The organism is Frankia gtarii (assembly GCF_025403375.1).
GTDB lineage: Bacteria > Actinomycetota > Actinomycetes > Frankiales > Frankiaceae > Frankia > Frankia gtarii.
Map to the genome: position 1 here is coordinate 1 of NZ_JAMPTM010000169.1, position 14,439 is coordinate 14,439.

Below are 14,439 nucleotides of genomic sequence, written 5' to 3' on the forward strand. Positions count from 1 at the left end.
GGATGGGGCCAGGGGCCGGGATGGGGCCCGTCCCCGGGACGGGGGAACCGGCGCCTTCGGAGCCGTTCCCCGCGGGGCCCGGCGCCCCTGACTCCGGCGGCTGGTGCTGCGAACCCCGACCCGGGCCGTGCATCGGCACCAGCTCCGCCTGGCCGGGTGTCCCCGCCCTGGGGGCGCCCATGGCCTCTTTGGGCCCCACGGCCTCGGACTGGGGCACCCCGAAGGCGCCGGATGCAGGCCAGACGGGCGGCTGCGCGGAGTACGGCGACGTCATGGGAGACGATTGTGGACGGTGTGACCATGTTGTGCCGAACCGCCCCGGACGGGGGGTCGGTCGACCACCGGCACCGCAGGCGTCCAGAAACGCCGCGGCCCGGCGTCGGCCCTGGGCACGGACGGCCCGGTCACGACCTCCGCCGACAGCACGGTGACCCGCCCGGTGGACACGATGACCGGGTCAAGGGTGAGATGTACCACTTCGGGAACGTCGTCGGCGAGCCGACCGACACACAGCACAAGATCCTCCAGCGCGGCGATGTCGACCGGGGCCGAGCCGAGGTACCCGAGCAGCAGCGGTGCCGCCCGCACGGAACGGACCAGCCGGGCCGCGTCGACGTCGGTCAGCGGCACGATGTGGTGCGCGCGGTCACCGAGCAGCTCCGTCGCCGGGCCCGACAGGCCGAAGGAGACCAGCGGGCCGTACTGCGGGTGCTCCTCCGATCCGACGACCACCGACACCCCGACCGGTGCCATCCGCTGCACGACGATCGGCACCTCCGGCCCGAGCTGGGAGCGCAGCGACGCCCAGGCCGCGCGCACCGCCGCCGCGTCGGGCAGATCGAGGCGCTGTCCGCGCAGGTCGGGGCGGTGCCGGTACGGACGCGAGCGGGCCTTGACGGCCACCGGGTACCCCAGCCGCTGCGCCGCCTCGGCGGCGCGCCGCGGCGAGGTCACGAGCTCCGCCGGCTGCACCGTGATGCCATAGCAGTCCAGCAGCGCGGCGGCCCGCTCCTCGGGCAGCCGGCCGGTCAGCCCGGCGATGAGCCCGCGGGCCTCGTCGGTCCGCACGGGGGTGGTCGGCTCGGTGCCGGTCGGACGGGACCGCCACTGCGCGTATCCGACGACGCGGCGCAGCGCGGTCACCGCGGCCTCCGGGGACGGGTAGGCCGGGATGCCGGCGAGCTCACGCGGCATCTCGACGCCCTGCACGGAGGCGAGGATCGGCACGGTGATCCGCTCGGCCGCCTCGACGGCACCGGCCGCCACCGGGCCCGGCAGGGACGGCGGCAGGCGGGCCAGCGTCACGATGAGCGCGTCGGCCCGTTGCGCCGCGCCGAGCAGCGCGGCCGTGAACGCCGCCGAACCGCTGCCGCCGGGTAGCAGGACCTCCTCGGCGATCAGACCGGCGGCGTCGGCGGCACGCGCGGTGAGCCGGACCAGCGCCCGGGAGTCACCGATCACCGCGACCCGGCTGCCCGCGGGCAGCGGCTGCGAGGTGAGCAGCAGCGCGACGTCGAACGCCTGCGAGATGCGGTCCACGCCGATCACGCCGGCCTGCCGCAGCAGAGCGTCGTCGAGGGCCGAACGGCCGGAGTACACGGTCACGATCGGCTTGCGCCGGCCGAGGCGGCGGGCCAGCCGGGCGAACTTGCGTGGGTTGCCGAACGTCTCCAGATGCATGATCACCGCGTCGGTCTCCGGGTCCTCCTCCCAGTACTGGAGCAGGTCGTTGCCGCTGACGTCGGCCCGGTCCCCCGCCGAGACGAACACGGACAGCCCGACGCGGCGCGCGGCGGCCGCCTGCAGGATCGCCCCGCCGAACGGGCCGGACTGCGAGTAGCAGCCGACCCGCCCGGCCGGCGGCATCTGCGGCACCATCGACGCGTTCAGCCCCCCGGCCGGGTTCTGGATGCCCATGCTGGCCGGGCCGACGACCCGCATGCCGCCGGCCCGCGCCTCGGCGGCCAGGGCGGCATCGGCCGCGTCGTCACGCTGGTCGGTGAGCACGACCAGGCCCCACACCCCGGCCCGCCCGCACGCGGCGACGACCCCGGGCACCTCGGCCGGCGGCACGCACACCACGGCCAGGTCGATCGGACGGGGCACCTCCTCGATGCCGCCGTAGGCGCGGATCGAGGCGACCGCGGTGCCGGCCGCCGCGGCGGCCGGGTTCACCGGGTACACGGGCCCGTCGAAACCGCCGGTGAGCAGGTGGCGCAGCACCGAGTTGCCCAGGGAGCCCGCGGCGCGGGCGGCGCCGATGACGGCGATCGACCGGGGATGCAGCAACCGACCGATGGAGGCCGCCTCCGCCCGATGTTCACGGGCGCGCATCACCGTGACCGACTGCTCGGTGGGGGTGATCTCGAACGACAGCCGGACGGCGCCGGAATCCCAGGCCCGCGCGACGGTGTAACCGGCGTCGAGGAAGACGCGGATCATCTGTCGGTTCTCGCCGAGCACGTCGGCGTCGAATCGACGGATGCCGCGGTCCCAGGCCGCGGCGGCGAGGTGCTCCAGCAGCACCGAGCCGAGCCCCCGGCCCTGCTGGGCGTCCTCCACCAGGAAGGCCACCTCCGCCTCGGTCGGCCGGGCCGCGGTGCCCTCCCAGTGCGCCACGGCGACGAGATCGTCACCGATCATGGCGACGATGGCGCCGCGCGTCCGCTGGTCCACCACGGTCATCCGGTGGATGTCAGCGTCGCTCAGCGCCCGACGGGCGGTGAAGAAACGGAAGTAGATCGACTGGGGGGACAGCCGCGTCCAGAACCCCTGAAGCAGCGGGCCGTCGGTCGGCAGGATCGGTCTGATGTGGGCCGTGCCGCCGTCGGTGAGGATGACGTCGGCCTCCCACTCCGCCGGATATGCCAGCGGCGTGTCGTCCCCGCCCGGGGGCGGCAGCGGCGCGGCGCTCACCGGTCCACGGTCGGGTCGAGGCCGTGCAGGGGCAGCACCTCACGCCGGGTGGCGGCGACCGCGCGGTCCAGCGGGTCGTCGGGATCGCCCTCGCCGGCATCCCAGGGCCGGTAACGCACGCTCACCCCGTCGCCGAGAGTTCGGGGCATCCCCGTCGTGCCCCCCACGGACTTCTGGCCGGTGACGGCCCGCACCCGCTGTGGGGCTTCGGCGCGCCACTGCGGCGGCAACGCGGTGCCGGGTTCGAGGGAGTGGTGGGCGGCGACCGCCAGCAGCTGCGTCCAGGCCCGCGGCACCACCGCGTCCAACGCGTACCCGCCGCCGCCGCAGGCCAGCCAACGGCCGTCGCACAGCTCGTGGGACAGCGCGTGCAGCGCCTCGTAGGAGGCCCGCTGCCCGTCGACCGACAGTTCCAGATCGGCCAGCGGATCGAGGGCGTGGGTGTCGCAGCCGTGCTGGGTCACCAGCACCTGTGGCCGGAACGAGCGCAGCAGCACCGGCACGACCCCGGAGAAGGCCCGCAGCCAGCCGGCGTCACCGGTGAACGCGGGCAGCGCGACGTTCACGGCGCTGCCCGCGGCGCCGGGGGCGCCGACCTCGTCGGGGAAGCCGGTGCCGGGGAACAGCGTCCGCCCGGTCTGGTGCAGCGAGATGGTGAGGACCCGCGGGTCGTCGTAGAACGCGTTCTGCACCCCGTCGCCGTGGTGCACGTCCACGTCGACGTAGGCGATCCGGGTCGCCCCGGCGGCGAGCAGCCAGGCGATCGCGATGGCGGGATCGTTGTAGATGCAGAAGCCGCTGGCCATCCCCGGCATCGCGTGGTGCAGCCCGCCGGCGATCGACACGGCGTGGCGCGCCGGCCCCGCCCACACCGCCCGGGCGGCCTCGATCGTGCCACCGGTGATCAGGGCCGCGGCCTCGTGCATCCGCTGGAAGATCGGGTTGTCGGCGGTGCCGAGGCCGAACAGGGCCGCCATCCTCGCCCGAGCGGGATCCGGCGCGGCGCGGACCGCGTTCACGTAGAGCGGATCGTGGATGAGCTCGATCAGCTCGTCGGAGGCCAGGGTCGGGGTGGTGATGCGCAGCCCGGGTGCGTCGAGGACACCCAGGCTCGCGGCGAGATCCATCGTCAGGCCCAGCCGGACCGGGTGCAGCGGATGCTGCGGCCCGAAGTCATAGCTGGCCATTGCGGGATCCCAGGCCAGGATCGTTGGCTCCCCGGCCGGTGCGGCCGCACTCGAATCGACCGCCGGCGGTCTGGTCCCGTCCGGCGGTCTGGTGCCGTCCGGCGGTCTGGTGCCACCGAATCGCTGCGTTCCGCCTGGCACCGTCACCCCTCGAAGGTAGCCCGAACAGGTCCGACGCTGATAGCGGTGGTGACAGTCTCGACAGGCCACCGGCGGATCGAGCTTCACCGTAGATCCACTCGAAATGCCCTAGGGTCAGTGCCCGTGGCAGCAGACGGAACGGCACCGCAGCGTCCGGCGTCGGCGGTCGCGCAGAATCCCGCGGCCGCCGACGCGACCAGAATTCGTCCCGGTACGCCGCTGTGGGAGCCCTCCGCGCGGCGGATCGAGCAGGCGGCGGTGACGAACTACCGCAGCTGGCTCGCCACCGAACGCGGGCTGGATCTCGGCGACGAGGCGGCCCTGTGGGCGTGGTCGGTCACCGAGCTTGGCCCCTTCTGGCAGTCGATCTGGGACTTCTGCGCCGTCGAGGGCGAGCGCGGCGACGGTCCCGCCCTGACCGAGCGCCCCGCCCTCGACGGTGCCGGAATGCCGGGCGCCGTGTGGTTCCCCGGCGCCCGGGTCAACTACGCCGAGAATGCGCTGACCCGCCGGGGCGGCGCGCCAGCGGTGATCGCCGTGCGGGAGGACGGCGCGACCGTGGTGGTCTCCTGGGACGAGCTGCGCCGCCAGGTCGCTCGGGCCGCAGCCGGCCTGCGCGCCCTCGGGGTCACCGAGGGCGACCGGATCTGCGGTGTGCTGCCGAACACCGTCTACGCCACGGTGGCGATGCTGGCGACCGCCAGCATCGGCGCGGTGTGGTCGTCGTGCTCGCCCGAGCTCGGCGCCACGGCACTGGTCGCCCGCTTTGCCCAGATCACCCCGAAGGTCCTCATCGGCGTCGACGGCTACACCTACAGCGGCAAGGGCTACGACACCGTCGCCGCGCTCGCCGCGCTCGCCGCCGACCTGCCCGGGCTCGCCGCGACCGTCATCGTGCCCTACCTGGCACCGGACGCATTCGCCCGCGCTCGCGGCGCCGGGCTGCCCGGCCTGCTCACCTGGGACGAGCTGATGGCCGTGGAGGACGCCGAGCTCACGTTCAACCGGGTCGCCTTCGACGCGCCGTTGTGGATCGTCCACTCCTCCGGCACGACGGGGCCACCGAAGGCGATCTTGCAGGGACATGGCGGCATCCTGCTGGAACATCTCAAGGCGCTGGCGCTGCACCTCGACCTCGGCCCCGACGACCGGTTCTGCTGGTTCACCACGACCGGCTGGATGATGTGGAACTATCTCGTCTCCGGCCTGCTGGTCGGCGCGACGATCGTGCTCTACGACGGCGCCGCCGGCTACCCGACGCTCGGCACCCTGTTCGGTCTGGCGGAGGCGCTGGAGCTGACCTTCCTCGGCACGTCCGCGGCCTACCTGCAGTCCTGCCGGGACGCGAACCTGGTGCCCCGCGAACATGCCGATCTGTCCCTGTTGCGCACCATCGGGTCAACCGGGTCGCCGCTGTCCGCCACCGCCTATGCCTGGGTGTACGACGCGGTCAGCCCGCAGGTGATGCTGTCGTCGATCAGCGGTGGCACCGACGTCTGCACGGCGCTGGTGGCCGGGCTGCCGACCATGCCCGTGCGCGCCGGGGAGATCGGCTCACGGGCCCTGGGCTGCGCCGTTGCCGCCTTCGACGCCGACGGCAAGGAGCTCGTCGACGAGGTCGGCGAGCTCGTCGTGACCGCCCCGATGCCCTCGATGCCGCTGGGTCTGTGGGGTGATCAGGACGGCAGCCGGCTGTATGACAGCTACTACGCGACCTTCCCAGGGGTCTGGCGGCACGGCGACCGGGTGCGGATCACCCCTGACGGTGCCGTCGTCGTCGAGGGACGTTCGGACGCCACCCTCAACCGCGGCGGGATCAGGATCGGCACCGGCGAGCTCTACAGCGTCGTCGAGCAGCTTGCCGAGGTCGCCGACAGCCTCGCCGTGGACACCTCCGGCGCACCCGGCCGCGGGGAGCTACTGCTGTTCGTGGCCCTCGCCGAGCCAGGCCTCACCCCGGAACTCGCGCAGCGGATCCGGCACACGGTGCGCACCGAGCTCAGCCCGCGGCACGTGCCGGACCGGATCCTCGAGATCCCCGCCGTGCCGCGGACCCACAACGGCAAGAAGCTGGAAGTTCCGGTCAAACGGCTGCTCGCCGGAGCCGCGCTGGCCGACGTCGTGAGCCTCGACGCGGTCGCCAACCCGCAGGCCCTGTTCACACTGCTGGCCACCGCCGAGCAGGCCCGCGCGGCCACCGCCACACCGGACGCCTGACCAACCGCGACCGCGACTGGATCGGCGCGGCACGACAGCAAAGCCGGATCTTCGCTGGATGCAGCGAAGATCCGGCTTCCATCGAACCCACGACCACGCCGTCACCGGCGTGTCGTGCCCCCCATGGGGGATGCCACCCGCGGCCCGGTGCGCGCCCGCCGTGCCGGCGGCGTCCGGCCGTAAGCGGTCAGTCGAGAAACTCCCGCAGCCGACCAGCGACGGCGGGCTTGCGCAGCTCACGCAGGGTGTCCCGCTCGATCTGCCGGATCCGCTCGCGGGTGAGACCGAGCCGGTTACCCACCTCGGCGAGGGTGTGCTGCTTGCCGTCGGCGAGGCCGAAGCGCAGCCGCATCACCTCCCGCTCCCGCGGGTTGAGGCCACCGAGCACGTTCTCGATCTCGTCCTGCATCGCGCCGTACGAGGCGGCGTCCGCCGGGGAGGTCGCGTCCGAGTCCTCGATGAAGTCGCCGAGCACGGAGTCGCCGTCGTCGCCGACGGAGGTCTCCAGGCTCACCGTGTCCTGCGCGTAGCGGCGCAGCTCGACGACCTGCTCGATCGGCATGTCCAGCTCGAGGGCGAGCTCCTCGTCGGTCGGCTCGCGACCGAGGGTGGAGACGAGCTGGCGCTGCAGCCGCGTGATCTTGTTGATCTGCTCGACCACGTGGACCGGGATCCGGATGGTCCGGGCCTGGTCGGCCAGCGCTCGACCGATGGCCTGGCGGATCCACCAGGTCGCGTAGGTCGAGAACTTGTAGCCCTTGGCGTAGTCGAACTTCTCCACCGCGCGGATGAGCCCGAGGTTGCCCTCCTGGACCAGGTCCAGCAGGGTCATCCCGCGGCCGCTGTACTTCTTCGCGACGGAGACGACCAGGCGCAGGTTCGCCGAGACGAGCTGCTGCTTGGCGGCATGGCCGTCCTTGACAAGCAGACCCAGGTCACGGCGGAGGTCGGCAGGCAGGTCGGGGTCGGACTCCAGCTTGTGTTCGGCGAAGAGCCCGGCCTCGACCCGCTTGGAGAGCTCGACCTCCTGGGCGGCGTTGAGTAGCGGCACCTTCCCGATCTCGCGCAGGTACATACGCACGAGGTCGGCGGTGCCGGCGTGTTCGGCGGTGGAGCGGGTGGCGGCGGTGACCTCGTCGGTCGTCTCCTCCTCTTCGAGGAGCTCGACGCCGGCAGCGCTCAGCTTCGCGATCAGCGCAGGCAACAGCTCGAGGCCGATGTCCGCGGACTCGAGCGCGTCACGCAGCTCGGACCGGCTGATCTCGCCGGACTCGCGACCGCGTGCGATGACCTCGGCGACAGCACTCACATCGAGTTCGTCGCCGTCATCGGGCACAGCGGCCAGTGAACGGCTGGTGGCGGTACGGGCAGATGCAGCGGACCGGCGAGTACGCCGCGGGCTACGCGGGCGGTTCTCGTCGGTGCGCTCGGCAAGTTCCAGGGCAGGCAGCGTCATCAGTGGCAAATCCGATGGTCGGTGCGGGTGGGACGTCTGTTTCCGTGCACGTGGGAGGTAACGAACGGAGTCGCAGAACCATTCCCCGTGCAGGCGCACCCGGACATCAGCGATCGCCGGGCCTACCGGCAGTGTAGACCCACACCCTCGAGACGCTGAACTCGCTGTCGCGAAGACTACCTGGCAGATCCCGCGGTGTGGCGCGTTCCGCGAACTATCTTGACCTTCTCGCGTGGCGAGACCCCCGCCGAGGCCCCGGATCCTCAACGATGAGTATCCTAGTGCTTACCGACTGTGAGAATTTTGGGGTCCTGCCATCCGCACCACATTTTCCTTCGAGTACCGCCATCGGGCGACGCCGGTCATCCGACACGCCCGAGACCCATCCGCGGCACCGGCACGACGCCTCGACCGACCCCGGATTGGGACGGATCGGCATACACGCTCCGCCCACCCGGGCAGCACCCAACCGGACAGGCTCACAGCGCCAACCATGGCGTGTCCGCCCGCGCCCGCAGCCGCCGGTCGCGTGACGCATCTGGTCGGCCGCGGGGCGCCAACAACGTTTTCGTTAGGCAGACCACACCAAGGCCGCCCTCCCCGTGTGCACAGCGGGTGACGGCTACTCTCACACGATGTCCGTCCCCAGCCTCCCGACAGAGCTGGCGGCGTTGCGCGAGACCGCGGTCTCCGTGCTGCGCGGCAACGACCTCGGCGACATCACCCGGCCGTCGCCGACGCTGTATCCACACCAGTGGCTGTGGGACTCCTGCTTCATCGCGATCGGGCTGCGCCACCTCGATCCCCAGCGCGCCGCCGCCGAGATCCTCTCCCTGCTGCGCGGGCAGTGGCCGAACGGCATGATCCCGCACGTGATCTTCGCGGAGACCACCGATTTCTACCACGCGGGTCCGCAGCGCTGGCGCTGCGACCGGGTGACGACCACCGCCGGCGGTGCGCAGAGCACCGGCGTCACCCAGCCGCCGATGATCGCCGAGGCCGCGGTCCGGATCGGCGCCATGATGTCCGACTCCGAACGCGGCGAGTTCTACCGCCGGCTGTTCCCCGGGCTGCTGCGCTTTCATCAGTGGCTCTACGACGAGCGCGACCCGGACGACGACGGCCTGGTGTCCCTGGTTCACTCCTGGGAGTCCGGGATGGACAACACCCCGACCTGGATGGAGATCACCAGGCCGGTGGCGCCGCTGGGCGTGCGGGCACTGCGGCGCATCAACGGCGACGACGCCCTGGACGCGCTGCGCCGCGACGCCAAGGAGGTCCCCTCGGATGAGCGACTCACCTCGGGGGACCTGTTCACGCTGTACCGGATCGTGCGCGAGCTGCGCCGGGCGCACTACAACTTCCGGGAGATTCGGCGGACCATCGTCCCCCTCGTGCAGGACGTGGCGTTCAACGCGATCCTGGTCCGCGCCAACGAGCACCTGAGCACCATCGCCGCCGAGATCGGCGAGGACATCCCGGCCAGGCTGCGCCGGTCGGCGCGCCGTACCCGGGAGGCGATGGGAGAGCTCGTCGTCGACGGCGTCTACTACAGCCGCGATTTTCGGACCCGGACCCTGCTGCGCCACGAGACGATCGCCGGCCTGTTGCCGCTCTACGCCGGCGTGGTGCCCGAGGACCGCGTCGACGAGATGGTGAAGACGATCACCTCGCCGCGCTACTGGTCGCGCTTCGGCATCGCGAGCGTGCCCCTGGACGACCCGAACTTCCTTCCCCGCTGCTACTGGCAGGGCCCGCTCTGGATCAACATGAACTGGCTGATCGCCGACGGGCTGGAGCGCTACGGCCGGCTCGACGCCGCCGAGAACCTGCGCCGCAACACGGTCGACGTGATTGCCTCCTCCGGAGCGATGTTCGAGTACTACTCGCCGCTCGACGGTTCGGGTGCCGGCAGCAACCGCTTCTCCTGGACGGCGGCGCTGCTCATCGACCTGTTCGACACCGAACGCTGACCGCGGCGCCGCCCGCGCGCCGGGCGACCGCACTGCCTCGGACGTGCGCGGGAGCGGTGCTCGGCCGGTGGCCCGGCCGGCAGGGATTGCCTGCCGACCGGGGCCACCGCATGCGGACCCGCGGGCTCGCTCAGCTGCAGCCGCTGGTCGAGCCGCACTGCTCGCAGACGTAGCAGCTGCCGGCCGGGCGCATCGTCACCCCGCAGGCGAAGCAGAGCGGGGCGTCGACGACCGTCTGGGCGACCAGCGACTCGCCGGGGGTCGCCAGTCGCAGCTCCCGGGCCACGTGGGCGGGCCCGTGCCCGACAGCGACGCCGTTGCTGCCCGCCGCCGAGCCGCCCGCCGCGGACCGGCTCGCCGCCGGCGTCGGCCCGGTGCCGTTCGCGACCGGGCCCGCGATGGCCGCACCGGGCAATGCCACCGACGCGGCGGGGGCGGCCGTCTCCGCGTCGGCGGGGGCGGCCGCGTCGGCCGGCTGGCCGTAGTGGTCGGCGACCGCGCGGGTGCGCTCGGCCGCGGTGGAGATGCCGAGCTCGGCGCGGCGGTCGGCGTCGAGGTAGTCCAGGGCCAGCCGGCGGAACAGATAGTCCATGATCGACTGGGCGATCCGGACGTCCGGGTCATCGGTCATCCCGGCCGGCTCGAAACGCATGTTGATGAACTTGCTGACGTACGCCTCCAGCGGCACGCCGTACTGCAGGCCGATCGAGATCGCGATGGCGAAGGCGTCCATCACCCCGGCCAGGGTGGAGCCCTGCTTCGACATCTTGATGAAGACCTCGCCGAGGCCGTCGTCCGGGTAGGAGCCGGCGGTCAGGTAGCCCTCGGCACCGCCGACGGCGAACGAGACCGTCTGCGACGGACGGGTCTTCGGCAGCCGCCGGCGCACCGGCTGGTACTCCACCTCGGCGGACACTGCGGACGCGGCAGCCGCGGGTGCGGCCAGGGCCGCGGCGGTGGCAGCACTCGCCGCGGCGTCCCGCTTCGCCCCTCGGACGTCGGACAGCGGCTGGCCGACCTTGCAGTTGTCCCGGTAGATGGCCAGCGCCTTCAGGCCGAGTCGCCAGCCCTCCAGGTAGATCTCCTCGACCTCGTCGACGGTCGCGGTCGACGGCATGTTCACCGTCTTGGAGATCGCGCCGGACAGGAACGACTGCACCGCGGCCATCATCCGCACGTGCCCCATCGGGGAGATCGCCCGCTCGCCGATCGCGCAGTCGAACACGTCGTAGTGCTCGGGGCGCAGGCCGGGGGCGTCGACGACGTGGCCGTGCTCGGCGATGTACTCGACGATCGCCTCGAGGGTCTCCTCCGGGTAGCCGAGTGCCCGCAGCGCCGCCGGGACCGTCTGGTTGACGATCCGCATGCTGGCGCCGCCGACCAGCTTCTTCATCTTCACCAGGGCGAGGTCCGGCTCGATGCCGGTGGTGTCGCAGTCCATCGCCAGACCGATCGTGCCGGTCGGGGCGAGCAGGCTGACCTGGGCGTTGCGCCAGCCGTGCTTGTCACCGACGGTCTGCGCCCGCGACCATTCCTTCGACGCCACGGCAAGCACCCGGGCGTCCTCGGGGTGCACCGAGCGCACCATGTCGTTCGCGGCGGAGTGCTTGCGCACCACGCGGCGGTGCGCGTCGGCGTTGCGGGCGAAGCCGTCGTAGGCGCCGACGATCCCGGCGAGCTCCGCCGAACGCCGGTAGGCGGTGGCGGTCATCAGCGAGGTGATCGACGCGGCGAGCGCGCGGCCGCCCTCGGAATCGTAGGCGCGGGCGCTGGCCATCAGCAGCGCGCCGAGGTTGGCGTACCCGATGCCGAGCTGGCGGTAGGCGCGGGTGACCGCGGTGATCTCCGGCGTCGGGAAGTCGGCGAAGCAGATCGAGATGTCCATCGCCGTGATGATCAGCTCTACGGCGGCGACGAACGCCTCGGCGTCGAAGGTCCGGTCCGGACGCAGGAACTTCAGCAGGTTCAGCGACGCCAGGTTGCAGCTGGAGTTGTCCAGGTGCACGTACTCGCTGCACGGGTTGGACGCGCTGATCCGGCCGCTCTCGGGGCAGGTGTGCCAGTCGTTGATCGTGCCGTCGTACTGGATGCCGGGGTCGGCGCAGGCCCAGGCCGCCTCGGCGACGGTACGGAACAGACCCTTGGCGTCGACCGTCTCGATGGTCCGGCCGTCGAGGCGGGCCCGCAGGTCGAAGGTGGCGCCGTCGACGACGGCCCGCATGAACTCGTCGGTGACCCGGACCGAGTTGTTGGCGTTCTGGTACTGCACGGAGGCGATGTCGCGGCCGCCGAGGTCCATGTCGAACCCGGCGTCGCGCAGTGCCCGGATCTTGTTCTCCTCGCGGGCCTTCGTCTCGACGAACTCGACGATGTCCGGGTGGTCGACGTCGAGGACGACCATCTTCGCGGCCCGCCGGGTCGCACCGCCCGACTTGATCGTGCCCGCCGACGCGTCGGCGCCACGCATGAAGCTCACCGGGCCGGACGCGGTGCCGCCGGAGGACAGCAGCTCCTTCGACGAGCGGATGCGGGACAGGTTCAGCCCGGCCCCCGAGCCGCCCTTGAAGATCAGCCCTTCCTCGCGGTACCAGTTGAGAATCGACTCCATAGTGTCATCAACTGAAAGAATGAAGCACGCTGAGACTTGCTGAGGCGCCGTGGTTCCGACGTTGAACCACACCGGGGAGTTGAAGCTGAACACCTGGTGGAGCAGCATCCAGGTCAGCTCGTGCTCGAAGGTCTCGGCGTCGGCGTCGGTGGCGAAGTAGCCGTGCTCGCGGCCGCCGGCGGTGTAGGCGTGCACCACCCGGTCGATGAGCTGGCGTAGGGAGGACTCGCGGGTCGACGTGCCCAGCGCCCCGCGGAAGTACTTGCTCGTCACGATGTTCGATGCGTTGACCGACCAGAACTCGGGGAACTCCACCCCGCGTTGCTCGAAGTTGACCGAGCCGTCCCGCCAGTTGGTCATGACGACGTCCCGGGTCTCCCAGGTGACCTCGTCGTACGGGTGCACGCCGGCGGTGGTGCGCGAGCGCCGGATCTTCAATCCGCCCGCCCTGGTCGCGGACCTGCCCGCCTTCGTGCCTCGGCTTTCGGTCATGACGCTCCTCGTCCTGTGTTCTCGTCGGCGCACGCTGGCGCATTGGTGGTGGCATCCCCGCCCGGGCCCGGCCCACTGCACGCGTGGACGGTGCATCCCGGGCGAATCGGCGTGCCGGCCGGCGCGTGACCCGGGCAGTCGACCGGGTCACGCGGGGAACGGCACGCATGAGGAACACACCGAACCCGGCGGTCCGGGCCGCCTCCCGGCGCCGTCCCATCCCGCCCTGGCCGGGCTGGGGCGACGGGCAGGGCGCGCGAAACCGGGTCGCGCGGGATCGGACGCCCACGCCGGCCGGGTCAGGTCATCCCGTGTACACGGGAACGGGCCGGTGGGGCGGCGGAGCTGTTATCGGGTCGGGCGGGACGTGGCCTCGGCGGTCCCGCGGCGACCCGTCAGGTTCGGGTGGCCGGCGACGCGCCGCGCACAGCGCGAGCCGGGCCGGCCTCGCACTCCCCCGCGGCCGGCTCGGCCTGGCCGAGCCCGCCCTCGACGATGTTCAACTGGTTCCCGCCACCGCGGCGGGCGGGGCGTTGCGTATCCGGGTCGGCCCGCCGGCCGCCGGGCGACGGGCCCACGAGACCCGGGGGCCCCGCGCGCTGGGACGGATCCGCCGGATCGGCGAGCGACCCGCCGACGGGACGGACGGCCCGATCCTCGGGCTCGTCCGGGTCGTCGACCTCCTCCGCCGCGGCGCCGCGGCGGGCGCCGGAGATCTCGGCCCGCAGCGCCGCGATCGCGCTCTCGAAGTCACCGAGCGACTCGAAGGCCAGGTACACCGAGGCGAAGCGGAGGTACGCCACCTCGTCGAGCTCGCGGAGAGGGCCGAGGATCGCCCGACCGATCGCCTCCGCGGGGACCTCTGCCGAACCTGAGGAACGCACGGCGTCCTCCACTCGCTGCGCGAGCAGCGCGAGATCGTCACCGCGCACCGGCCGGCCCTGACAGGCCTTGCGTACCCCGGCGATCACCTTCGCGCGGCTGAACGGCTCCGCCACGCCGCTGCGCTTGAGTACCCGCAGCGACGCCTCCTCCATGGTGGTGAACCGGCGACCGCACGACAGGCAGGATCGCCGCCGCCGGATCGCCGAGCCCTCCTCGGCCTCGCGGCTGTCGACGACACGGCTGTCCGGATGCCGGCAGAACGGGCATCGCATGCGATATGCCTCCTTCGTCCGGTCCGACGCGGACCGCCCGGCGCGACGGGATGACGGGCCGTGTGCCGACCCGCCCGCCGCCCGCCGGACGCCCATCGTGGACGGGCCACCCGCGCTCCTGTGGAAAGCCTGTGCATCAAGCTGTGGATGACTTACACCCTCGTAAGCACCAGATGTTGTGTTCAACCTAGCGCACAACCCCATCGATGGGGACACCGACCCCCCGCGTGTCACACGGGGACATCAGTCCGCGGAGGACACGACAACTCTGCGCAAGGGCGCCCGACCCGCC

At 72.2% G+C, this 14,439-nt stretch carries 7 protein-coding genes; 2 read left to right on the forward strand and 5 right to left on the reverse strand.

What is annotated here, in order from left to right; genetic code table 11:
• Positions 1 to 270: 270 nt before the first annotated feature.
• The gene (locus NBZ83_RS21440) at positions 271 to 2,916 is read right to left on the reverse strand and encodes a bifunctional acetate--CoA ligase family protein/GNAT family N-acetyltransferase (protein WP_261570275.1); all 2,646 of its coding nucleotides are present in this window, start codon (positions 2,914 to 2,916) and stop codon (positions 271 to 273) included.
• Entirely contained in the window at positions 2,913 to 4,124 is a 1,212-nt protein-coding gene (locus tag NBZ83_RS21445; RefSeq protein WP_261575677.1) for an acetoin utilization protein AcuC, read from the reverse strand. Before NBZ83_RS21445 ends, NBZ83_RS21440 begins: the two co-directional genes overlap by 4 nt.
• Before the next feature lie 321 nt (positions 4,125 to 4,445).
• Between NBZ83_RS21445 and NBZ83_RS21450 the strand changes: the two genes are divergently transcribed.
• Positions 4,446 to 6,461, forward strand: coding sequence for an acetoacetate--CoA ligase (locus NBZ83_RS21450; protein ID WP_261575678.1), 2,016 nt, complete (start codon positions 4,446 to 4,448; stop codon positions 6,459 to 6,461).
• 187 nt (positions 6,462 to 6,648) lie between these two features.
• Here NBZ83_RS21450 and NBZ83_RS21455 read toward each other — a convergent pair whose 3' ends face one another.
• Positions 6,649 to 7,917 carry an RNA polymerase sigma factor gene (locus tag NBZ83_RS21455; RefSeq protein ID WP_261556496.1) on the reverse strand — a complete coding sequence of 423 codons (1,269 nt, stop codon included), beginning with the start codon at positions 7,915 to 7,917 and terminating at the stop codon, positions 6,649 to 6,651.
• Between the two features lie 635 nt (positions 7,918 to 8,552).
• Here NBZ83_RS21455 and NBZ83_RS21460 point away from each other — a divergent pair.
• Positions 8,553 to 9,890, forward strand: a complete 1,338-nt coding sequence (locus tag NBZ83_RS21460; protein ID WP_261570274.1) for an MGH1-like glycoside hydrolase domain-containing protein — start codon at positions 8,553 to 8,555, stop codon at positions 9,888 to 9,890.
• A 130-nt stretch (positions 9,891 to 10,020) separates the two neighbouring features.
• On the opposite strand, the gene NBZ83_RS21465 is transcribed toward NBZ83_RS21460, so the two are convergent.
• Positions 10,021 to 12,990 (reverse strand): vitamin B12-dependent ribonucleotide reductase, encoded by a 2,970-nt coding sequence (locus NBZ83_RS21465; protein ID WP_261575676.1) that lies wholly within the window; start codon positions 12,988 to 12,990, stop codon positions 10,021 to 10,023.
• Between the two features lie 395 nt (positions 12,991 to 13,385).
• Positions 13,386 to 14,147 carry a transcriptional regulator NrdR gene (nrdR, locus tag NBZ83_RS34625; RefSeq protein WP_261570272.1) on the reverse strand — a complete coding sequence of 254 codons (762 nt, stop codon included), beginning with the start codon at positions 14,145 to 14,147 and terminating at the stop codon, positions 13,386 to 13,388.
• Between the last annotated feature and the right edge of the window lie 292 nt (positions 14,148 to 14,439).

Coding starts and splice junctions, on each gene's coding strand:
- NBZ83_RS21455 (WP_261556496.1), bottom strand. CDS start 7,917: ATGACGCTGCCTGCCCTGGAACTTGCCGAGCGCACCGACGAGAACCGC.
- NBZ83_RS21460 (WP_261570274.1), top strand. CDS start 8,553: ATGTCCGTCCCCAGCCTCCCGACAGAGCTGGCGGCGTTGCGCGAGACC.
- NBZ83_RS21465 (WP_261575676.1), bottom strand. CDS start 12,990: ATGACCGAAAGCCGAGGCACGAAGGCGGGCAGGTCCGCGACCAGGGCG.
- nrdR (WP_261570272.1), bottom strand. CDS start 14,147: ATGCGATGCCCGTTCTGCCGGCATCCGGACAGCCGTGTCGTCGACAGC.